Below are 20,644 nucleotides of genomic sequence, written 5' to 3'. Positions count from 1 at the left end.
CTCCCCGGCCCATTCCCCCATCACCACGAAACGAGTCTGGCCCCGCCGCTCACGCGGCGGGGCCAGAACCCCAAGATCTTCATGAGCCTTCTAGGAGGCCCGGTCCCGGGCCTGCTCGGCCGCCGCGCGCACCGAACCCCGGTGGACCGGCCCGTGGCCCGGCAGCAGGGTGTCGCCGTCCAGTGCGCCGATCGTCTCCAGGGAGGCCACGACCCCGGCCCGCTCGTGGTGGAAGAAGTCGAGCAGGATCTGCGGTCCCTTGACCCGCGAGGTCGCATGGCCGCTGACCAGGGCGTCGCCCGAGATGACGATGCCCGCATCGGGGAGGTGGTAGACGCAGTGGCCGCCGGTGTGGCCCGGGGTGTGCACGGGCACGGGGCGGCCGGGCAGGTCCAGCGGCCCCTCGCCGGGGAACGGCTCGGGAGCGGCGACGGGGTTGTGGTCGGTGCCGCCGACGCGGATCACATGGGCCGCCCAGGGCAGGACGCCCGGCCGCCAGGCGTTGCGCACCACGTCGCCGATGGAGGCCTGCTGCAGGAAGTCCCGTCGCGCGTGCGGGACTTCGGCCGGGTGCAGATACACGGGGGTGCCATGGGTGGCGCGCAGGTACTCGGCCGAGCCCAGATGGTCGTTGTGCGCGTGGGTGATCAGCACGGCGGCGACCGCCTCCGGTGAACTGCCCACCGCGGCGAGGGATTCGAGGACTCCCTGGCGGTCTCCCGGATAGCCGGTGTCCACCAGGGTGACGGCGTCCCCGTCCTTCAGGATCACCCAGTTGACGTGGTTGCCGTGCACCAGATGGATGCCGTCGGCGACTTGGTGTACCTCTGCCCGCATGATCTCCCCGAACCCTGTGCGGCTGACCGTCCGGGACAGCCAACCAGATGTGCCGGTGCCCCGCACCGGCGGGGCGCGTCACTGCACGCCGTGCGGCCGGAACTGGATGCTGATGCGCGGCCCCGCGGCCCGGGCGGTCTTTGGCACGCAGTGCTCCCAGGTCCGCTGGCAGGAGCCGCCCATCACGATCAGGTCGCCGTGGCCGAGCGGCCGCCGCAGCGTCGTACCGCCGCCGCCCGCCGGACGCAGCAGCAGGTCACGGGGCGCGCCCACCGAGAGAATCGCGACCATGGTGTCCTCGCGGGCACCCCGCCCGATCCGGTCCCCGTGCCAGGCCACGCTGTCCCGGCCGTCCCGGTAGAAGCACAGCCCGGCGGTCGTGAACGGCTCGCCCAGCTCCTCGGCGTAGTGCTGGGACAACGCGTCACGGGCCTCGTCCAGCACCGGATGGGGGAGCGGGTCGTGCGCCGCGTAGAAGGCCAGCAGGCGCGGCACGGCCACCACGTTGTCGTACATCTTGCGGCGCTCCGCGCGCCATGGCACGTCCGCCGCCAGCTTCTCGAACAGGGCGTCGGCCCCGCTCAGCCAGCCCGGCAGGACGTCGATCCAGGCGCCGGCGCCCAGCTCGGTCCGGCGCAGCCCGTCGAGCGGTCCGAGCCGCAGCTCGTCGGTCTGGTCGAACAGGGAGCCCTGGAGGTGCGTGGACATGGGCCCCAGCGTACTCCTTAATCGAAAACATGTTCCCTTGTCTTGCCTGAGGACGTTTCTGGCTGCGCAAGCCTCTTTCGATACATCGGTGTATCCGATACGTTTGTGTATCGAACTTGGGAGGTGGCTGCTGCCATGGAGGAGACGGCCAAGCGCGTCACCCGGCGCCGGGTCCGCACCCGGGCCAGGCTGCTGCAGGCCGCGTTCGAGGTGTTCGCGGCCAAGGGCTTCGGGCGGGTCTCCATCGAGGAGGTCTGCGAGGCGGCGGGCTTCAGCCGTGGCGCCTTCTACTCGAACTTCGCCACGCTGGACGAGCTGTTCTTCGCGCTCTACCAGGAGCGCGCCGAGCTCATCGCCTCCCAGGTGACCGAGGCGCTCTCCCAGGACGGGCCCGGACTCGACGTGCCGACGGCCGTCGACCGGGTCACCGAGGTACTGCTGCTCGACGTGGACTGGCTGCTGGTCAAGACCGACTTCCTGGTGCACGCCGCCCGCGACCCCGAGATCGCCCGCGCCCTCCTCGACCACCGCGCCCGGCTCCGCGAGGCGGTCGCCGACCGGCTCTTCCGGGCCCGCGGCAACACCGAACTGCCCGCCGTGCTCGGCGACGTGGACGGCGCCGCGCACGCGGTGGTCGCCGCGTACGACGGCGTCACCGTCCAGCTGCTGCTGGACAAGGACGTCGAGGCCGCCCGGGCCTGGCTCAAACAGCTGGTCACCGCCCTGCTCACGGACGGCAGCAGCACCCCGCACGACCCCGGCGCGACCACCCCCGCATGACCCCGCACCAGCTCGCACGACCCCCGCACGAGGACCTCTAGGGAAGGACACAGTCACGATGGACGCGGACGTCATCGTCGTCGGAGCGGGCCTCGCCGGCCTGGTCGCGGCGCATGAACTCACCAGCCGGGGCCGCCGGGTGGCCCTGGTCGACCAGGAGAACGCGAACAACCTCGGCGGACAGGCGTTCTGGTCCTTGGGCGGGCTCTTCCTCGTCGGCTCGCCGGAGCAGCGCCGCCTCGGCATCAATGACTCCTTCGACCTCGCCTGGAACGACTGGCAGGGCAGCGCCCAGTTCGACCGGCTCGACGACGAGGACTCCTGGGCGGTGCGCTGGGCCCGCGCCTATGTCGAGTTCGCGGCCGGCGAGAAGCGGTCCTGGCTCAAGGGACACGGCATCGAGCTGCTGCCCACCGTCGGCTGGGCCGAGCGCGGCGACCTCAGGGCGGCAGGGCACGGCAACTCGGTACCCCGCTTCCACATAGCCTGGGGCACCGGCACCGGCGTGGTCGAGCCGTTCGTGAAGTACGCCCGTCAGGCCGCCCGGGACGGACTGCTCACCTTCCACCACCGCCACCGGGTCGACGAGCTGGTCATCGCGGACGGCTCCGCGCGCGGAGTGCGCGGCACCGTCCTGGCCGAGGACCGCTCGCCACGCGGAGTCGCCTCCAACCGCGACCGCGCCGGAGACTTCGAACTCACCGCCCAGGCGGTCGTCGTCACCACCGGCGGCATCGGCGCCGACCACGACATCGTCCGCCGCTACTGGCCCGCCCGGCTCGGCACCCCGCCGGCCGAGATGGTCACCGGCGTCCCGGCCTACGTCGACGGCCGGATGCTCGACATCAGCGCCGAGGCCGGCGTCCGGCTGGTCAACCGGGACCGCATGTGGCACTACACCGAGGGCCTGCAGAACTGGGACCCGATCTGGCCCGGCCACGGCATCCGCATCCTGCCCGGCCCGTCCTCCATCTGGCTGGACGCCCTCGGCCGCCGGCTGCCCGACCCCTGCCTGCCGGGCTACGACACCCTCAACACCCTCAAGTACCTGCGCACCACCGAGGACATCGCCGGGTACGACCACTCGTGGTTCATCCTCACCCGGAAGATCATCGAGAAGGAGTTCGCGCTCTCCGGCTCCGAACAGAACCCCGACATCACCGCCAAGGACCGCAGGGGCGTCCTGCGCGACCGGCTGGTCGGCAAGGGCGCGCCCGCACCGGTCAAGGCCTTCCTCGACAAGGGCGCGGACTTCGTGACCGCGGGCAACCTGGAGCAGCTGGTCGGGAAGATGAACGCGCTGACCGACAAGCCGCTGCTGGACGCGGCGGAGGTGCGCCGCCAGATCGAGGCCCGGGACCTGCAGATGGCCAACCCCTACAGCAAGGACTCCCAGATCCAGGGCATCCGCAACGCCCGCCGCTACATCGGGGACCGGCTGGGCCGGGTCGCAGCCCCGCACCGCATCCTCGACCCCGCCGCGGGCCCCCTCGTCGGAGTCCGGCTGCATGTGCTGACCCGCAAGACCCTCGGCGGCATCCAGACCGACCTCGACTCCCGCGCCCTGACCACCGACGGCACGCCGATCGAGGGGCTGTACGCGGCGGGCGAGGTGGCGGGCTTCGGCGGTGGCGGGGTGCACGGCTACAACGCGCTGGAGGGCACCTTCCTCGGCGGCTGCCTGTTCTCCGGCCGGGCCGCGGGCCGGCACGCGGCCGACCACACCGGCTGAGCTCAGCCCTTCAGCAGCTCCAGCAGGACCTGCGCGTGGCTCTGCTCCGGCGTCTTGGACGCGGTCAGCAGGGTCACGCGCTTGCTGCGGGCCGCCTTGCGCAGGCCGTCGAGGAGCTCGGCGGCCTCCGGAGCGTCGAGCTCCGCCTCGTAGCGGCCCCTGAACTCCTCGTAGGAGCCGCCCCCGTGGAACCACTTGCGCAGTTCGTTGGACGGCGTGAGCGCCTTCGGCCACTCGTCCACCCGGGCCGCGTCCTTGGCGAGGCCGCGCGGCCACAGCCGGTCGACCAGGACGCGCAGACCGTCGTCGGCCTCGGGCGGGTCATAGATGCGGCGCACACGCACGCTCACGGTCGGGCCCCTCTCGGGTCGCGGACGGTCCAGCGAGCGTACTGCGGCTGCCCCCGGCCCCCCGGTCACGACGCGGGGCGAGATGACCTGAACAAGACAGTAACCGGGCGCTCGCCACCCCTACTCTGTATCACCCGGCACTTCCTCCAGGAGCCGCATGTGACGCCACCCGGCAGACAGCACCTCCGACGCCGTACCGCCGCCCTCGCCACCGTCCCCGTCGCCCTCGCGGCACTCGTCGGCGCCGCCGGACCCACGGCGCCCGGAACGGCCGGCGCCCCCGGCGCGGGCGACCCCTACTTCCCGCTCAGCGGCAACGGCGGCTTCCACGTCCGGCACTACGACCTCACGCTCCGCTACGACACCTCCTCCCGGCATCTCGACGGCAGGGCCGTCCTCGACGCCCGCGCCACCCAGCACCTCAGCCGCTTCGACCTCGACCTGAAGGGCCTGAAGGTCACCGGCGTCACCGTCGGCGGCACGCCCGCGGCGTTCCGGCGCGACGGCCAGGAACTCGTCGTCACACCGCGCCACACCCTGCCCGCGGGCCGGGGGTTCCGGGTCACCGTCACCTACGACGGCACCCCGAAACCGGTCACCGACCCCGACGGCAGCGCGGACGGCTGGATACCCACCGACGACGGCGCCTTCGTCGCCGGCGAGCCCCAGGGCGCGATGACCTGGTTCCCCGCGAACGGCCACCCCAAGGACAAGTCGTCGTACGACATCACCGTCACCGTCCCCGAGGGGCGCACGGCCGTGTCCAACGGCATGCTGCTCGGACAGCGCACCGAGCACGACCGGACGACCTTCCACTGGCGCGAGACCCGGCCGATGGCCGCCTACCTGGCCACCGTCACCGTCGGAACCTTCAAGGCCGAGCAGTACACCACCCACGACGGCATCCACGTGTACAACGCCGTCGACCCGCGCGAGGCGAGCGCGGCCGCACCGGTGCTGAAGAAGCTGCCGTCCGTGCTCGCCTGGGAGAGCAAGCTGTTCGGGCCGTACCCGTACCGCTCCGCCGGTGCGATCGTCGACCACGCCCCGGCCGTCGGCTACGCCCTGGAGACCCAGACCCGGCCGCTGTACGACTCCGCGCCCGACATCGGCACCCTCGTCCACGAGAGCGCCCACCAGTGGTTCGGCGACTCCGTCTCGCTGACGGCCTGGAAGGACATCTGGCTCAACGAGGGCTTCGCCACCTACGCCGAGTGGCTGTACACCGAGCAGCACGGCGGCGACAGCGCCCAGAAGACCTTCGACACCCTGTACGCCCGCCCGGCGAGCGACCACCTGTGGGCCTTTCCGCCCGGCGACCCGGGCAGCGGCAAGAACATCTTCGACACGCCCGTCTACGCCCGCGGCGCCATGACCCTGCACCAGCTGCGCAAGGCCGTCGGCGACCGGGACTTCTTCCGCATCCTGCGCGCCTGGTCGGCCGCGCACCGCGACGGCCACGGCACGACGGCCCAGTTCACACAGCTGGCGGAGCGGATCTCGGGGAAGCGTCTGGACGGGCTGTTCCACACCTGGCTGTTCACGAAGGGCAAGCCGAACGGCGCCTGAACCCTCACCGGTTCCAAACATGTGTCGGCCAGAGTCGACACCATGATCCATCGCAGAACCGCCGTTGCCGTCCTCGCCTCCCCGCTGCTGCTCACCGGCTGTGGCGGCGGGGCCGAGGCGACCGAGCGCCGGACACCCCCCACCGGCCCGGCACCAAGCGCCACGCCCACCCCCGCGGTCCAGGCGGAGCAGGCGCGCCAGGGCATACCAGGTCTCGGCCCCGCCAGGTCGGCGGCGATACCCGACCGCTGTGAGCAGGCCGTCGTCGTCACCGGGCGCGGCAAGGACTCCCCGCTCTGCACGGTCGTCCTGCACCAGCGCACCGCCGCCGGCTGGCAGTCCGGCCCCGCCTGGCCCGGCCACAACGCCCTGCGCGGCTGGAGCGCCCACCACGTGCTGGGCGACCTGCGCTCCCCGCTCGGCGTCTACACCCTTTCCGACGCCGGCGGCCTGCTCGCGGACCCCGGCAGCAAGCTTCCGTACCACCGGTCCGGCGGTTTCCACTCGCCCGGCACCGGCTTCGAGGGCGAACCGCTCGAAGGCTGCTTCGACTACGTCATCGCGATCGACTACAACCGCGAGCCCGGCACCTCCCCGCTCGACTGGACCCGGCCGCTCGGCCCGAAGCGCGGCGGCGGAGTATGGCTGCACGTCGACCACGGCGGACCCACCCACGGCTGTGTCAGTCTCGCCAAGGCGCACATGAGGGAACTGCTGCGCACCCTCGCCCCGGAACGGCATCCGGTCGTCGTCATGGGGTACGCCGACTGGCTCGCCGCCTCGGCCGCCTAGGATCCGAACTCGTGTGCGCACATGTACTGGTCGCCGAGGACGACGAGAAGCAGGCCGAACTGATCCGCCGCTCCCTGCTGGCCGAGGGACACTCCGCCACGGTGGTGCACGACGGCGCCGCCGCGCTGGAGGCGGCCCGCAGTCTCCGGCCCGACCTCGTCGTCCTGGACCTGATGCTCCCGGTCCTCGACGGCTTCGGCGTATGCCGGGCGCTGCGCGGCGGCGCGGACCCGGAGATACCGGTGGTCATGCTCACCGCCCGCGCCGCCGAGGACGATCTGCTGCTCGGCCTCGAACTGGGCGCCGACGACTACATGACCAAGCCGTACAGCCCGCGCGAGCTGATGGCCCGGATCCGTACGGTGCTCAGGCGCAGCGGGCGCGGCGTCGGCACCCGGGACGACGACCCCGTGGTCCGGGCGGGCGCGATCAGCGTCGATCCCGTACGGCACGAGGTGTGCTGCGACGGCGCGACGGTGGACTGCACGCCCGCCGAGTTCCAGATCCTGCTGGCCATGGCCGCGGAGCCGGAACGGGTGTTCACCCGGCGGCAGTTGCTGCAGTGCACCCGCGGCTTCGACCGGGCCTCGACCGAGCGGGCCGTCGACGTGCACATCATGAATCTGCGCCGCAAGATCGAGACCGACCCGCGCCGCCCGGTACGTCTGCTGACCGTGTTCGGCGTCGGCTACAAGCTGAGCGGCACCCGGCCGTGAGGCGTGGGGGCGGCGTCGGTGCGGCGTGGGTCGGCCGGAGTGGGGTGAGAGGCGTGCGTACGGCGTGCGCACGTGCGCGCCGGGTGGGCGGTGTCCCTGAGACTACGGAGGCTTCGAGAAGGGCGGAGGCGCGTGAGGCGCCGGCAGGTCCGGGCTCGGGCGGCGCCGTGAGATGTCGGCGGGCCCGAGTTGGGCGGAGGCTGGTGGGATGCCGGCAGGTAGGGGATGGGTGGCGGTGCCGTGAGATGTCGGCGGGCCCGAGTTGGGCGGAGGTTCGTGGGATGCCGGCAGGTAGGGGATGGGTGGCGGTGCCGTGAGATGTCGGCGGGCCCGAGTTGGGCGGAGGCTGATGGGATGCCGGCAGGTAGGGGAGGGGTGGCGGTGCCGTGAGATGTCGGCGGGCCCGAGTTGGGTGGAGGCTGGTGGGATGCCGGCAGGTAGGGGATGGGTGGCGGTGCCGTGAGATGTCGGCGGGCCCGGGAGGGGTGGGGGTGCCCGTGAGATGCCGGCAGGTTCGAGACGGGCGGAGGCATCCGTGAGGCGCCGACCGCTGCGGGACCGGCCCGGCGCGCCCGTACAGCCAGGGCAGGGCGACGCCGGCCCGCAGGCGCCGGTGAGGCGGCGGATCCCGCTGCGCAAGCGGCTTCTCGTCCGGCTGCTGTCCGTCTCCGCCCTGATCGCCGTCTGCTCGGTGGCCGCCACCGCCTGGCTCGCGGTGACCACCACCACCAGCGCCCTGAAGGAGGAGCAGGGCCAGGACCTCGCGGCCGACAACCGCATCCTGGCCCGGCTCAGCGGGTACGCCGCCACCCACTCCGACTGGACGGACGTCCGCCGCACCGTCCGGCAACTGGCCGCCGAGACCGGACGCCGGATCGCGCTCACCACCGCCGACCGCACCCTCGTCGCCGACTCCGCGCCCCGCGGTACCCCGCTGCCACCCCGGCCCGCCGCCACCGTCGACCCGCTGCGCACCGACACCTACAGCGAGACCGGCGCCCAGCTCAGCGGCATCGACCCGCGCGTGGTCGGCCCCTACCTGCTCCCGGCGAAGGAACGCGCGAAACTGGACGCGCTGGCCGCCAAGCGCAGGCAGTGCTACGAGCGTTTCGGCCTCCAGCCCGGCATGGTCCGCACGGCCGGCGGGCGGCCCGTCGTCACCCTCCCGGACGGCACCGACCCGGCCGGCTACGGCGCGGCGGTGTGCGAGGACGGGCTGCTCAACACGCCCACACCGACGGAACGCAAGGCCCTGGCCGACCTCACCGACCTCGCCCGGCCGTGTCTGAAACAGGCCGGCCTGGACCTCGGCGGGCAGCTCTTCCTCACCTACGACCCCAGCGGCAAGGACCCCTTCGGCGGCGGCTACCTGGTCGCCAAGTACGCCAGGGCGGGCAAGGCGGCGACGGCGCGGGCCGCCCAGCACTGCGTCCTGACCGCCCGGCGCACCCAACTGGAGCCCTATGTCGCCCCGGTGGCCGACCTGTTCCTCGGCATCGGCGACCAGAACCCCTCCCGCTTCGACATGTCCCCGGCCAACAAGGCCAAGGTGATCGGCGCCGCCGGACTGGTCCTGGCCGTCACCGTCGCCGTCACCGCCCTCGTCGCCGTCCGGCTGGTACGGCCGCTGCGCGCGCTGACCGAGGCCGCCCAGCAGCCGCCCGACCTGCACGTGCGGGTGCCGGTGACGACCCGGGACGAGACCGGCATCCTCGCCGAGGCCTTCAACGACCTGACCGAGCGCCGCGCCCGCCTGGAGGCCCAGCGCAAGGCGATGGTCAGCGACATCGCGCACGAGCTGCGCAGCCCGCTCACCAACATCCGCGGCTGGCTGGAGGTTGTCCGCGACGGAGTCGTCGAGCCCGACCCGCCACTTCTGGACTCGCTGCACGAGGAGGCGCTCGTCCTCCAGCGGATCATCGACGACCTCCAGGATCTCGCCGCCGCCGACGCCGGCACCCTGCGACTGCACCGCGAGCCGCTGCGGGCCGGCGAGCTGCTGGACCAGGTGGCCGCCGCCCACCGGGTCGCAGCCGGAGCCGCCGGGGTCGCCCTGCGCACCGAGGCCGACGCCGGCGCCTGGCTCGACGCCGACCCGGTGCGGATGCGGCAGGCCCTCGGGAACCTGGTCTCCAACGCGTTGCGGCACACCCCCGCCGACGGCACGGTCACGCTGGCCGCCCGCCGGGACGGCGCGGACGTCGTGCTGACCGTGACCGACACCGGCACGGGCATCGCGCCCGAGGACCTGCCGCACGTCTTCGACCGGTTCTGGCGCGCCGAGAAGTCCCGCAGCCGCCGCACCGGTGGCAGCGGCCTGGGCCTGCCGATCGTGCGTCACCTGCTCGCCGCCCACCAAGGCACGGCCGAGGCCGCGAGCGAGCCCGGCGAGGGCGCGGTCTTCACGCTGCGGCTGCCCGCGGCCGGCCCACCCGCGGACCCCACCTGACCGTCTCCGATTCCCCGCCCGCACCAGGGGTACTCCGGTCGCGCGGCGCAGTCGAGGGAGATCAGGCCATGAGCGCACCGGAGGACCTGCCGGTCGTGTCCACGCCTGCCGAGCCGGCCCGCCTGGTGGACGAGCGGCAGGGCCTGTACGTCCGCTGGTCCCTGGGGCCCGGCACCGACCTCGCCGAGTTCTCGAGCACCGACGACCTCACCGGCGTACCCATGCCCGGGCTGTCCGCCAGTCCGCTCGACGTGGAAAGCTGGTGGGCGGACCGGTCGGTGGAGCTGTGGGTGGCCCGCCGTCTCTACGACTACGCGCACCTGCCGCACGACAAGGGGCCCGGTGTACGTCCCTGGGTCCTGCGGGGCCGGGAGACCGGCCGGGGCCCCGACAACGAGCCGCTCGTCACCGATGCCGAATCGCTGTGCTGGATCGCGGACGAGGTGATCGACGCGGCGAAGGAGCAGGTGGCCCGGCAGGATCGGGAGTGGGGCACGCTGCGCCGCGGTGGCCGCTGAGGCCCGGGCCGTGGACGCCGGGGTCAGCCGGAGCGCGGCCGGGAGCGGACCTGGCGGTGCAGGGCCCGGCGCTCCGACTCGGTCGTCCCACCCCAGATGCCGATGCCCTGGCCGGTCCCCAGCGCCCAGTCCAGGCACTCCTCCCGGACGGGGCACCGGCCGCAGACCGCCTTGGCGTGCTGGGTCTGCACCTGCGCCGGACCGGTGGTGCCGATGGGGAAGAACAGGTCGGGATCCTCGCGACGGCACGCGGCATGGTCGCGCCAGTTGTCCATGGAAGTCTCCTGGATCCGATCGAAGTCGTCCGTGCCTGTCGAATGCGTACTGCGGCTTCGGGTGACCGGTCGGGGCGGTGTGAAACGGCGTGTGCGACAGGGGGATCGTGCGACGACCGCGATCCGGCCACGGGCGCGCGTACGGTCCGCGGCGAGCCGTGCGCGCTCAACGGGCCGGGAACGGGGCGGACGGGCCACCGGGCCGTGGGCACCCGTGCCCGACCGGGCACCGGGGGCGCGGAGTTGGGGGCGAGAACCGGCCGGGTCCGTCGTCCGCCGCGCCACCGCCCGACCACCGTACTCCGCAGGGCCCTTCCGTCGGGGCGAAACGGATAGAACGTCACCGGATGAACGGGCCCGGCCGTCAGCGGCGCAGTGCCTCGGCCGCCGTCGCCGTCACCGCCTCGGCGAGCGCGGCCAGCGCGGGGGAGTCCAGCCTCCACTGCTGCCAGTACAGCGTGACGTCCATCCACTCCTCGGGCGCGAGGAGCACCAGCCGGTCCTCCGCCAGGAGCGGACCCGCCTGCACTTCCGGCACCATGCCCCAGCCGAGTCCGGCGGCGACCGCGTCCAGGAAGCCCTCCGAGGTGGGCACGAGGTGCCTGAGCGGGCCGGCGGAGCCGCGGCCCAGCCGGCGTACGAAGGCGTCCTGGAAGTCGTCCTTGCGGTCGAAGACCACGACGGGGGCCTCGGGCAGTGCCTCCGGCAGCGGCCGCACGCCCAGGTGGGCCGCGGTGAACTCCGGTGCGGCGACCGGCAGATACCGCATCCGGCCGAGCGGCCGGACCGTGCAGCCCGGCACCGGATCGGCGGCGGTGGTCACCGCCGCCATCACCAGACCCTCGCGCAGCAGGGCCGCGGTGTGGTCCTCGTCCTCCCGGTGCAGTTCGAAGCAGAGTCCCGCCACCCGGGTCAGCGCCGGCAGGAACCAGGTCGCCAGCGAGTCCGCGTTCACCGCCACCGACACCCGCGTCGGCTCCCCGGCACCGCTCAGCCCGAGTTCGCCCCAGGCGTCCCGTTCCAGTCGGGCGAGCTGCCGGGCGTACCGCACCAGCACCGCGCCCGACTCCGTCGCCCGCACCGGCTTGGTGCGCTGGAGAAGCACCCGGCCGGTGCGCTGTTCGAGCGCCTTGACCCGCTGGCTGACCGCCGACGGGGTCACATGCAGGGCGGCCGCGGCGGCGTCGAAGGTGCCCTCGTCCACCACGGCGAGCAGGGTCCGCACCTGCTCCAGGGGAAGCTCGGTCATCACGAGTGCTAAGGGTACGTAAGAATCTTTAGCTGTACTTGAGGGGCTCCGGCTTCTTAGGTTCGAGGCATGAACCACGCCCTGACCGCCGCGGCCGCCGGATTCGGCACCGGCCTCTCTTTGATCGTCGCCATCGGCGCCCAGAACGCCTTCGTCCTGCGGCAGGGGGTGCGCCGGGACGCGGTCCTCGCCGTGGTGGGCATCTGCGCCCTCTCCGACGCGGTGCTCATCGCGCTCGGCGTCGGCGGGGTCGGGGCGGTCGTGGTGGCGTGGCCGGGCGCGGTCCGGGCCGTCGGGATCACGGGCGGTCTCTTCCTGCTCTGCTACGGCGTCCTCGCCGCCCGCCGGGTGCTCAGGCCGGGGCCGGCCGGCCTGAGCGCCGAGGGGGAGGCCGCGGGCTCCCGGCGCCGGGCGGTGCTCACCTGTCTGGCGATGACCTGGCTGAACCCGCACGTCTACCTGGACACCGTGTTCCTGCTCGGCTCCCTCGCCGCCGACCGGGGCGCGTTGCGCTGGACCTTCGGGCTCGGTGCCGCGCTCGCCAGCCTGTGCTGGTTCGCCGCCCTCGGCTTCGGCGCCCGGCTGCTCGGCCGCTTCCTGGCCCGGCCGGCGGCGTGGCGGGTCCTGGACGGCCTGGTAGCCGTCACCATGCTGGCGCTGGGGGCCACGCTCATGGCCGGATCCTGAGGCCGGATGCCGGGCAGAACCCGTTCGGTGTGCACAGGGACAGTCGAGATAGTTAGGCTCTCGAATCGAAAAGATGTAGCGAGCAACCTCTATCGGCAACAGGACACCCGTGGACACCAGCGAGAGCAGCAGCACCACCGAATCCGACCCCGCGCCGGACACCGCGGCGGCACCCCGGCGCGGCTGGCGCCGCTGGGCGATGGACACCCGTCCGCTGAGCATCCCGGCCTACCGGCGCCTGTGGACGTCGACCATCGTCACCGCCGTCGGCAGCCAGCTCACCGCCGTGGCGGTGCCCAAGCAGGTCTACGACGTCACGCACTCCTCGGCGTGGGTCGGCTACGCGAGCCTGGCCGGTCTGGTGCCGATGGTGGCGTTCGCGCTGTGGGGCGGCGCGGTCGCCGACACCGTGGACCGCCGCAAGCTGCTGCTGGTCACCAACACCGGTATCGCGGTCACCTCGCTGCTGTTCTGGGCACAGGCCGTCACCGGGACGGACTCCGTCGCCGTCCTCATGGTGCTCCTCGCGTGCCAGCAGGCGCTGTTCGGCCTCAACTCCCCGGCCCGCAACGCCTCCATCGCCCGGCTGGTCCCCGCCGAGCAGTTGCCCGCCGCGGGCGCGCTCGGCTCCACCGTGATGCAGACCGGCATGGTCGCGGGGCCGCTGCTCGCCGGTGCGCTGATCCCGGTCATCGGGCTGCCCGAGCTGTACCTCATCGACGCCGTGGCGCTGTGCGTGACCGTGTGGGCCGTCTTCCGGCTGCCCGCGCTGCCCCCGCTCGGCGCGGCCGCCGCCCGCCGGGCCGGGGTCCGTGAAATCGCCGCCGGGTTCCGGTACATCTCCCGGCACAAGGTCCTGCTGCTGTCCTTCCTCGCCGACATCGTCGCCATGGTCCTCGGCATGCCCCGCGCCCTGTTCCCGCAGCTCGCGGCCCAGACGTACCACTCCTACGGCGAGGGGCTCGCGCTCGGTGTGCTGTTCGCAGGCATCCCCGTCGGCGCGGTGCTCGGCGGCCTGTTCTCCGGGGTGTTCTCCCGGGCCCGCCGGCACGGCTGGATGGTCGTCGGGGCGGTCGTCGGCTGGGGCCTGGCCGTCGCAGGGTTCGGGCTGAGCCGCAATCTCTGGGTGGCCCTGGCCTTCCTCGCCGCGGCCGGTGTCGCCGACATGGTCTCGATGGTCTTCCGCGGCGCGATCCTCCTGTCGGCCGCGACGGACGAGATGCGCGGCCGGATGCAGGGCGTGTTCACGGTGGTCGTCGCGGGCGGGCCGCGCCTGGCCGACGTACTGCACGGCACGGCCGGCTCGGCCTTCGGCCCGCGCGCCGCTGTGGCGGGCGGTGGCGCGCTGGTGGTCGTGGTGATGCTGGCCCTGGCCGCCGCCGTACCGGCGCTGCGTCGCTACCGGATCTGAGTCACACCAGACCGCCGCGCCCCTTCGTCGTGTACTGGTCCATCAGCTTCCCCCGGGTCGTCTCCAGGCGGTGGGCGAGGATCTCGGCCACCGTCCGCACGAGCGAGAGCCCGAGCAGCGGGTCCTCCACGCACAGGGCGAGCACCGAGGGCCCGTCGAACTCGTAGGCCCGTACGTTGCTGAAGGCCACCGCGCCGAAGTCCCACTGGTACGGCGGGAACAGCCAGGACCAGCCGAGCATGTCGCCCGCGCCGAGCGTGGCGACGGTGACCCGCTGCCGCGAGGTGACCTGCTGGTCCAGGTGGACCGCCCCGGAACGGATCACCCAGAACCGGTCGGCGGTGCCGCCCGCCTCGAAGATGCGGGTGTCCTCCGGGAACGAGACCTCCTTGGCCAGTTCCATCAGGCGCTCGCGCTGCGCATACGGCAGGGCGGTCAGCAGTTTTATCGCTTTGGTCATGGCGCGGGGCTCCTCGCCGAGGGGGTTCGGGGGTGCTTTCCCTAAGCCCATTTCAGCCGCTGCCGCCCCCGCGGGCACCTCGAAGGGCCTGGATTTCCTCGGCGCGTGCCCGGCGTCGCGCCGGTTGCGGGCAGCAAGAAGCCCTGGCTGGACGGGGGAGGCCAGCCAGGGCCGTCTGCGGTGACGCCATGGGGGGAGGAAGGACGGTTCCGGTCACCCCCGGCATCACGTATGTGTGAACGATAAACCATCCGGCGGGTGTTCTACCAATCGGTAGCAGGTCACGTGACCTGTTTCACGCCTTCCGCGGGATCCCGCGGTCCACCCGGGCAGACGATCTCCTCCAGCACCCGCGCCACCGCCTCGAACGCCCACGCCCGGGCCGTCGCCTCCCGAGCGCTGTCCGGATCCGTCGCCGTCAGGTTCTGTGCTCGTTCCCGCCAGGCCCGCTCCTCCGCGGCCGCGTGCTCCCGGCCGCGCTGGATGCGCCGTAGCAATTCATCCGCGTCCACGACATCGGTCATACCGGTCTGGTACCCGCGTGGCCGCGGTGATGACACGGGCACCGACGGTGTTTGACAGCTCCGGAAGGGGTGAGGCGGAAAGCAGGATGCCCGACAAACCGGGCATCATCCGGGCATCACCTCAGGGAGGAAGGGATGCGCGACAAGCACCGGACCAGCTGCCGCGCGACGCTGCGGGAACCGCGCCGCCACCTGCCGTGCCGACCGGCCGAAGCCCGCAGAACCGTGGAGAGCGTGGTGGCCGAGCGGTGCCGGGCCCGCGCCATCGCCTGCGGTGCGGCGGCCATGGCGGATGCCCTGCTGGTCACTTCCGAACTCACCACCAACGCCATCCTGCACGGCGGTGGCATCACCGGCTTCGACGTCGACGTGGACTCCGGCGGCGTACGGGTGTCGGTGAGCGATCGCAGTGACGAGGTGCCGGTGGCCGCCCTGCCCGTCGACGAGCGGGGCCCCGCCCGGCTCGGCGGCCGGGGCTGGCCCATCGTCTGCCGCCTGGCTCGGGACGTCCGGGTCGCCCAGCTGCCCTGTGGCGGCAAGCGCATCACGGCCGTCGTACCGCTGCACTGAAGCCGTGCGGAAGGTTCGCGTCCGGCGTGTTTGCTCCCCGGAGCAAGGGGCAGGCGGAGTCTCGTGCTTCGGACCGGAGGCGCGCGCCCAGTGGGAACCGTACGACTGCCTGGGTCCCCCTCTCGTCGGACCGGGCGAGCGACCCGCGGCGAACCCTGACACCACCGTTCGGGCCCGGCCCCAGAACCCTTTCCGGCCGCGTGCCCTGAAACCACGTTCAGGAGCGATTCCGCATGCTGACCGACACGCCGACACGCCGTCCCCGCACCACCACCACGGACTCCGCCGCTGCCGCTCCCGCGCGGCGGCCCCATGACGACGCCCCCGACACCGCGGCGCTGTTCGCCCGGCTGGCGGCACTGGACGACGGCCCCGAGCGCGACGGCGTACGCGACGAACTCGTCGCCGCCTGGCTCCCCATGGCCCACCGGATCGCCGGCCGCTTCCGGGACCGGGGCGAGTCCGTCGAGGACCTGCGACAGGTGGCCGCGCTCGGGCTGGTCAAGGCCGTCGACCGGTTCGACCCGTCCCGCGGGGCCTTCGAGAGCTACGCCGTGCCGACCATCACCGGCGAGGTCAAGCGGCACTTCCGGGACCGGATGTGGGCCCTGAGGGTGCCGCGCCGGGTGCAGGAACTACGCAACCGGGTGCGCGTGGCCCGGCGCGAGCTCACCCAGCACCCCGGCAGCCCCGAACCCACCCTCGCCGACATGGCCGCCCACACCGGACTCACCGAGGAGGAGGTCGGCGCGGGCCTGGAGGCCCTGGAGAGCTTCAGCACCCTGTCCCTGGACGCCGAACTGTCCACCGGGGACGACGGCTACAGCCTCGCCGACACCCTCGGCGCGACGGACACCTCGTACGACGTCGTGGTCGACCGCGAGGCCGCCAAGGAGGGACTGCGCCGGCTGCCCGAGCGGGAACGGGCCATCCTCTACATGCGGTTCTTCGAGGACATGACGCAGAGCCGCATCGCCGACCGGCTGGGCATCTCCCAGATGCACGTCTCCCGGCTGATCAGCCGCAGCTGCGCCCGCGTCCGCGACGAGGCCATGGGCCGGCGCGCATGCGGCACGGACCCGGCCTGAGCGCACGGCCGGCGGCCGTCACTTCTTCGGCCGGTCCGCGCCGCTGGTGAGGCCCAGCGGGCGGGCCAGGCCCGAGACCGCCTCGTCCAGCCGCTGCAGATGGCGCAGCACCCGGTCGGTGACCCGGCCGTAGCGCGGGGTGCGCAGGGTTCCCGGCTCCAGCATCGAGGCGATGCTGGGGCCGGTCTCGATCTCCGCCGCGGCACGCGGGTCGGCGACATGCGCGGCGATCGCCTCGATGTTGTGGACGATCCGCGCGCCCGCCCCGCGCAGCCGGGGATCCGCGGCGATCGACGGATGCGTCGGCAGCAGCTCGGCCGTGGCCGCGAGCGAACGCCCGTGGTAGGCACAGGTCTCCAGCAGCGCCACCACGTACCGGGCGGTGTCCCGGCGGGAGCGCAGCGGGGTGATCGGATGGGTCAGCGGCTGGGTGGCCGCGCGCAGGTCGGCCAGCGCCTGGTCCAGATCGCGCGCCTGCTCCACCAGATCGGCGCCCGCCCCGCCGCTCAGCTGGTCCACGGCGGCACGGGTGACATCGGCGAGCCGGTCCAGGACCGTCACGAGCAGTTCGTTGGTACGGCGGTCGGTGCGGATCGGCAGCACCACCGCCGCCGCGACCACCCCGCAGGCCGCGCCGAGCGCCGTCTCCTCCACCCGCAGCACCAGCACCGACATGCTGTAGGTGTTCAGCAGCGTGTACAGCAGGCCCAGCATCGCCGTCACGAAGAACGACATCAGCGTGTACGACAGGGGCGCGGTGTAGAACATCGCGAAGATGAACACCAGCACCAGGCCGAACGCCGTCCAGGTGTGGTGCCCGACCAGACCGGCGAGCACGATACCGGCCACCACACCGAGGACCGTGCCCACCAGCCGCCGGTAGCCCTTCACCAGGATCTCGCCGGTCGAGGCGGTGTTGATGAACACGATCCAGCAGGTCAGCACCGCCCAGTACCAGCGTTGACCGGACAGCAGCTCGCCGCCCGCGATGGCCAGCGTGGAGCCGACGCCCACCTGGATCGCGGCCCGTGTCGTGGGCCGCTGCAGACCGCTCGGCCCCGGCTCCTCCGCCTCGGCCTCCTCGCCCGCCTCGATCGCGGCGTCCTCCGCGTCCAGCTCCTCGCGCGAGCGGGCCGTCGCCGGGGTGTCGTCGGACTCGTCCTGCGGCCCGTCCAGCGCGACCCGCAGCCCCAGCGAGGCCCGGGCGGCCTCGCCGAGCCCACGGAAGACGTCCTGCACGGCCGGCGAGGCCTTGGGGAGGTTCTCCTCCTCGCGGTAGCCGAGCAGCCGGTTGCGGACCTGGGCGAGCGCGGTGCCCCGCGCCTCGCCGACCGGCCGCAGCATCAGCAGCCGCAGCGCCTCCAGATCACGGCGCAGCGCCGCCGAAGCCTCGTCCCGCACCGGCAGCTCCCCGCCGGAGGGCAGCACGGCGCCCGGCAGATGCAGGGTGAGGGTGTCGGTCCGCTCGGCGCTGCGCGCGGTGAGCAGCAGCAGTCCGAGCCGCTCGGAGGCGATCTCGGCGTCCGCGATCCGGCGCTGCAGCAGCCGGGCCACCGCCGCGTCGGAGGTGCCGTCCTCCAGCCGCCCCTGGATCAGCAGCGCCGTCTCGTGCAGCCGAGCGGTTGCGGTGCGCAGAGCGTCCAGGACCTTGTCCACGTCGTCCGGTCCGGCGTCCAGCAACTCGGTCTGTACGGCGATCAGCTGCGCGAGCCGGGCGCGGAACGCCCGCCGCAGCCGGTCCAGGGTGCCCGCCGGGGTCTGCGGCAGCAGCACGAAGCGCGCGGTGGCGCTGCACGCGAAGGCCACGCAGATGTCCGCATACAGCGCGGGCAGTGCCGCGGTGGTGGCGTGCACGAACAGCGAGAGGAAGTAGATCTGAAAGCCGATCAGGCCGAGCGCCGTGCCGCGGTCGCCGAACCGGCGGCTGTAGACGGCACAGAAGATGAGGACGACGAAGAAGAGGTCCCCGACGACGACCCGTTGGTTCAGCAGTGCGCCCAGCGACACCGACGCCAGTGCCACCGGCAGGCCGAGCGCGAGCGTCACGGCCTGCGCCGAGCGCTGCTTCTCCCGGATGGCGAAGGTCGACACCATCGCCGCCATGGCACCGGCGACCAGTTGGGGCACCGGCACCCGCAGGGCGGCCAGCACGGCGAGGGTGAGCGCGATCGCGGTGACCGTGCGCAGCCCCGCGGTGAGCCGGAGCAGCCCCGGATCGGACGCCGCGAGCCGGTCCCACATCCGTACCCGCCCAGGTCGCCCCGCTGTGCTCACGCCGCCGCGCTCTCTCCCGTGCCGGAAATCGATCTCCGAAACCAGCATCGCACGACGGCCTGGGCTACTTGTGTCCCCTCCTCACATCACGCGCTCCCGGCGCTCGTGCCCTCCACCCGGGCCCGCACCTGTTCCGGTGACAGATACGAGTCGGTGAACTCGAAGTCCTTCAGCCGGGCCGGCTTGCGGGCCTGGAAGCCGGTGCGCACGAAATCGTCGCCGGCGATGGCGTTCAGCAGCCAGTTGGTCATCACCCGGGTCTTGGCGACGTTGGTGCGCAGCGCCGACCAGTGGTAACCGCGGGCCACCGCCTGGGCCGGGAGCCCGCGCAGCTCGACGCCGAGCGGCTTGGACACCGCGTCCTTGCCGCCGAGGTCGACGACCAGACCCAGATCGTGGTGCACATACGGCGTCAGCGGCTGCCCCCGCAGGGTCGCGATGACGTTGTCGGCGACCTTCTTGCCCTGGCGCATGGCGTGCTGTGCGGTGGGTGGACAGACCGCCCCCGGCTCGCCCTTGGCCTCGTCGGGCACGGCGGCCGCGTCCCCGAGCGCGAACACGCCGTCGTGACCCGGGAGGCACATCTCGGCGGTGACCGCCAGCCGGCCGCGGACCGTCTCCGCGCCGAGCGTGGCGATCAGCGGGCTGGCGACCACACCGGCCGTCCAGATCAGGGTGTGCGTCGGCACCACCCGGCCGTCGGTGAAGGTGACCTCCTCCGCGCCGGCCTTGTCGATCGACACGCCCAGCGACACCTCGATGCCGCGCCGCCCCAGGATCTCCTGCGCGCTGCGGCCGAGCTTCTCGCCCAGCTCCGGCATCAGCTTGGGCGCGATGTCGATCAGATGCCACCTGATCAGGCCGGGATCCAGACGCGGATAACGCTGTACGGCGGCGTGCGTCAGCCGTTGCAGACAGGCGGCGGTCTCCGTGCCGGCGTATCCGCCGCCCACCACCACGAACTGCAGCCGGGCGGCTCGCTCCGCCGGGTCGTCGCTGGCGTCCGCGAGGTCGAGCTGCGAGATGACGTGGTCGCGGATGTAGGCGGCCTCGGCCAGGGTCTTCATCCCGAAGGCGTGCTCGGTCAGCCCCGGGATGTCGAAGGTCCGGGTCACGCTGCCGGGGGCCAGCACGATGTAGTCGTAGGACTCGTTGACGATCTTGTCGGTGATGGTTCGGACGACGCACACCTTCGCCTTCAGGTCCACGCCGATCGCGCCACCCGGGATGATCCGGGTGCGGTACTTCTTGCTGCGGCGCAGGCTCAGGGCGATCGACTGCGGCGTGAGCACGCCGGAGGCGACCTGGGGCAGCAGGGGCAGATACAGCTGGTAGGAGTACGGCGTCACCAGGGTGACGTCGGCCTCGGCGGGAGCGAGTTTCCGCTCCAGGCGGCGGACGCACGCGACTCCGGCGAAGCCTGCGCCAACCACCAGGATCCTGGGTCGTGTCACGGTGTTCATCCCTTTCTGCGGCTCCAGGCGGTCCGACTCCACGCCGTTCGCCGGCCCTGGACCGGTGCGCACCACCTTTGATCCCACCGTGCCCCGAGCCGTTCCGCCAGCCGGGCGCGGCCGGCAGACGAACGCGTGGGCACCAGCATGCCCCCGCTGCGGCTGGAGTAACCGGTTGCCGCACAGATACACGTCGTACAC

20 protein-coding genes are annotated in these 20,644 nt (G+C 72.8%); 11 read left to right on the top strand and 9 right to left on the bottom strand.

Annotated elements, in window-relative coordinates:
• Positions 1–90: 90 nt before the first annotated feature.
• Positions 91–837, bottom strand: a complete 747-nt coding sequence (locus tag ACWCQS_RS14395; protein ID WP_451004718.1) for an MBL fold metallo-hydrolase — start codon at positions 835–837, stop codon at positions 91–93.
• A 78-nt stretch (positions 838–915) separates the two neighbouring features.
• Positions 916–1,545, bottom strand: a complete 630-nt coding sequence (locus ACWCQS_RS14390; protein WP_451004717.1) for an alpha-ketoglutarate-dependent dioxygenase AlkB — start codon at positions 1,543–1,545, stop codon at positions 916–918.
• A 135-nt stretch (positions 1,546–1,680) separates the two neighbouring features.
• Between ACWCQS_RS14390 and ACWCQS_RS14385 the strand changes: the two genes are divergently transcribed.
• Both ACWCQS_RS14385 and ACWCQS_RS14380 read left to right on the top strand, forming a co-directional pair.
• Positions 1,681–2,325 carry a TetR/AcrR family transcriptional regulator gene (locus ACWCQS_RS14385; protein ID WP_451004716.1) on the top strand — a complete coding sequence of 215 codons (645 nt, stop codon included), beginning with the start codon at positions 1,681–1,683 and terminating at the stop codon, positions 2,323–2,325.
• A 58-nt stretch (positions 2,326–2,383) separates the two neighbouring features.
• Positions 2,384–4,057 (top strand): FAD-binding dehydrogenase, encoded by a 1,674-nt coding sequence (locus tag ACWCQS_RS14380; RefSeq protein ID WP_451004715.1) that lies wholly within the window; start codon positions 2,384–2,386, stop codon positions 4,055–4,057.
• Between the two features lie 2 nt (positions 4,058–4,059).
• Here ACWCQS_RS14380 and ACWCQS_RS14375 read toward each other — a convergent pair whose 3' ends face one another.
• Positions 4,060–4,407 carry a DUF488 domain-containing protein gene (locus ACWCQS_RS14375; RefSeq protein ID WP_451004714.1) on the bottom strand — a complete coding sequence of 116 codons (348 nt, stop codon included), beginning with the start codon at positions 4,405–4,407 and terminating at the stop codon, positions 4,060–4,062.
• Between the two features lie 159 nt (positions 4,408–4,566).
• Here ACWCQS_RS14375 and ACWCQS_RS14370 point away from each other — a divergent pair, with 159 nt between their 5' ends.
• From ACWCQS_RS14370 to ACWCQS_RS14350, 5 genes are all read left to right on the top strand, one after another.
• The gene (locus ACWCQS_RS14370) at positions 4,567–5,976 is read left to right on the top strand and encodes a M1 family metallopeptidase (RefSeq protein ID WP_451004713.1); all 1,410 of its coding nucleotides are present in this window, start codon (positions 4,567–4,569) and stop codon (positions 5,974–5,976) included.
• 42 nt (positions 5,977–6,018) lie between these two features.
• Positions 6,019–6,768, top strand: coding sequence for a L,D-transpeptidase family protein (locus ACWCQS_RS14365; RefSeq protein WP_451004712.1), 750 nt, complete (start codon positions 6,019–6,021; stop codon positions 6,766–6,768).
• Positions 6,769–6,779: 11 nt separating this feature from the next.
• A complete protein-coding gene (locus ACWCQS_RS14360; protein WP_451004711.1) occupies positions 6,780–7,484 on the top strand; it encodes a response regulator transcription factor in 705 nt (234 codons plus the stop codon).
• Positions 7,485–8,097: 613 nt separating this feature from the next.
• Positions 8,098–9,933 (top strand): sensor histidine kinase, encoded by a 1,836-nt coding sequence (locus tag ACWCQS_RS14355; protein ID WP_451004740.1) that lies wholly within the window; start codon positions 8,098–8,100, stop codon positions 9,931–9,933.
• A 68-nt stretch (positions 9,934–10,001) separates the two neighbouring features.
• Complete coding sequence (locus ACWCQS_RS14350; RefSeq protein WP_451004710.1) at positions 10,002–10,451, top strand: DUF6098 family protein; 450 nt, start codon at positions 10,002–10,004, stop codon at positions 10,449–10,451.
• Between the two features lie 23 nt (positions 10,452–10,474).
• Here the strand turns inward: ACWCQS_RS14350 and ACWCQS_RS14345 are convergent, their stop codons facing one another.
• Both ACWCQS_RS14345 and ACWCQS_RS14340 read right to left on the bottom strand, forming a co-directional pair.
• Complete coding sequence (locus ACWCQS_RS14345) at positions 10,475–10,726, bottom strand: WhiB family transcriptional regulator (RefSeq protein ID WP_451004709.1); 252 nt, start codon at positions 10,724–10,726, stop codon at positions 10,475–10,477.
• A 364-nt stretch (positions 10,727–11,090) separates the two neighbouring features.
• Positions 11,091–11,978, bottom strand: a complete 888-nt coding sequence (locus tag ACWCQS_RS14340; protein ID WP_451004708.1) for a LysR family transcriptional regulator ArgP — start codon at positions 11,976–11,978, stop codon at positions 11,091–11,093.
• Between the two features lie 66 nt (positions 11,979–12,044).
• Here ACWCQS_RS14340 and ACWCQS_RS14335 point away from each other — a divergent pair, with 66 nt between their 5' ends.
• A complete protein-coding gene (locus tag ACWCQS_RS14335) occupies positions 12,045–12,662 on the top strand; it encodes a LysE/ArgO family amino acid transporter (RefSeq protein WP_451004707.1) in 618 nt (205 codons plus the stop codon).
• A 109-nt stretch (positions 12,663–12,771) separates the two neighbouring features.
• The gene (locus ACWCQS_RS14330) at positions 12,772–14,073 is read left to right on the top strand and encodes an MFS transporter (RefSeq protein WP_451004706.1); all 1,302 of its coding nucleotides are present in this window, start codon (positions 12,772–12,774) and stop codon (positions 14,071–14,073) included.
• 1 nt (position 14,074) lies between these two features.
• Here ACWCQS_RS14330 and ACWCQS_RS14325 read toward each other — a convergent pair whose 3' ends face one another.
• Together ACWCQS_RS14325 and ACWCQS_RS14320 are read right to left on the bottom strand one after the other, a co-directional pair.
• Positions 14,075–14,533 (bottom strand): cyclic nucleotide-binding domain-containing protein, encoded by a 459-nt coding sequence (locus tag ACWCQS_RS14325; protein ID WP_451004705.1) that lies wholly within the window; start codon positions 14,531–14,533, stop codon positions 14,075–14,077.
• 281 nt (positions 14,534–14,814) lie between these two features.
• Positions 14,815–15,057, bottom strand: coding sequence for a hypothetical protein (locus ACWCQS_RS14320; RefSeq protein WP_451004704.1), 243 nt, complete (start codon positions 15,055–15,057; stop codon positions 14,815–14,817).
• 135 nt (positions 15,058–15,192) lie between these two features.
• Here ACWCQS_RS14320 and ACWCQS_RS14315 point away from each other — a divergent pair, with 135 nt between their 5' ends.
• Together ACWCQS_RS14315 and ACWCQS_RS14310 are read left to right on the top strand one after the other, a co-directional pair.
• Entirely contained in the window at positions 15,193–15,627 is a 435-nt protein-coding gene (locus tag ACWCQS_RS14315; RefSeq protein WP_451004703.1) for an ATP-binding protein, read from the top strand.
• A gap of 233 nt (positions 15,628–15,860) precedes the next feature.
• Entirely contained in the window at positions 15,861–16,715 is an 855-nt protein-coding gene (locus tag ACWCQS_RS14310; RefSeq protein WP_451004702.1) for a SigB/SigF/SigG family RNA polymerase sigma factor, read from the top strand.
• An 18-nt stretch (positions 16,716–16,733) separates the two neighbouring features.
• On the opposite strand, the gene ACWCQS_RS14305 is transcribed toward ACWCQS_RS14310, so the two are convergent.
• Together ACWCQS_RS14305 and ACWCQS_RS14300 are read right to left on the bottom strand one after the other, a co-directional pair.
• Entirely contained in the window at positions 16,734–18,956 is a 2,223-nt protein-coding gene (locus tag ACWCQS_RS14305) for an FUSC family protein (RefSeq protein ID WP_451004739.1), read from the bottom strand.
• Between the two features lie 119 nt (positions 18,957–19,075).
• Positions 19,076–20,452, bottom strand: coding sequence for an NAD(P)/FAD-dependent oxidoreductase (locus tag ACWCQS_RS14300; RefSeq protein WP_451004701.1), 1,377 nt, complete (start codon positions 20,450–20,452; stop codon positions 19,076–19,078).
• Positions 20,453–20,644 lie beyond the last annotated feature (192 nt).

It is taken from the genome of Streptomyces sp. NPDC002076 (assembly GCF_053593835.1).
Note: the sequence above shows the minus strand (reverse complement) of the source record. Positions and strands in the feature narration are given on the sequence as shown.

Coding starts and splice junctions, on each gene's coding strand:
- ACWCQS_RS14380 (WP_451004715.1), top strand. CDS start 2,384: ATGGACGCGGACGTCATCGTCGTCGGAGCGGGCCTCGCCGGCCTGGTC.
- ACWCQS_RS14395 (WP_451004718.1), bottom strand. CDS start 837: ATGCGGGCAGAGGTACACCAAGTCGCCGACGGCATCCATCTGGTGCAC.
- ACWCQS_RS14305 (WP_451004739.1), bottom strand. CDS start 18,956: ATGTGGGACCGGCTCGCGGCGTCCGATCCGGGGCTGCTCCGGCTCACC.
- ACWCQS_RS14325 (WP_451004705.1), bottom strand. CDS start 14,533: ATGACCAAAGCGATAAAACTGCTGACCGCCCTGCCGTATGCGCAGCGC.
- ACWCQS_RS14300 (WP_451004701.1), bottom strand. CDS start 20,452: ATGAACACCGTGACACGACCCAGGATCCTGGTGGTTGGCGCAGGCTTC.
- ACWCQS_RS14310 (WP_451004702.1), top strand. CDS start 15,861: ATGCTGACCGACACGCCGACACGCCGTCCCCGCACCACCACCACGGAC.
- ACWCQS_RS14390 (WP_451004717.1), bottom strand. CDS start 1,545: ATGTCCACGCACCTCCAGGGCTCCCTGTTCGACCAGACCGACGAGCTG.
- ACWCQS_RS14315 (WP_451004703.1), top strand. CDS start 15,193: ATGCGCGACAAGCACCGGACCAGCTGCCGCGCGACGCTGCGGGAACCG.
- ACWCQS_RS14335 (WP_451004707.1), top strand. CDS start 12,045: ATGAACCACGCCCTGACCGCCGCGGCCGCCGGATTCGGCACCGGCCTC.
- ACWCQS_RS14345 (WP_451004709.1), bottom strand. CDS start 10,726: ATGGACAACTGGCGCGACCATGCCGCGTGCCGTCGCGAGGATCCCGAC.
- ACWCQS_RS14350 (WP_451004710.1), top strand. CDS start 10,002: ATGAGCGCACCGGAGGACCTGCCGGTCGTGTCCACGCCTGCCGAGCCG.
- ACWCQS_RS14320 (WP_451004704.1), bottom strand. CDS start 15,057: ATGACCGATGTCGTGGACGCGGATGAATTGCTACGGCGCATCCAGCGC.
- ACWCQS_RS14365 (WP_451004712.1), top strand. CDS start 6,019: ATGATCCATCGCAGAACCGCCGTTGCCGTCCTCGCCTCCCCGCTGCTG.
- ACWCQS_RS14385 (WP_451004716.1), top strand. CDS start 1,681: ATGGAGGAGACGGCCAAGCGCGTCACCCGGCGCCGGGTCCGCACCCGG.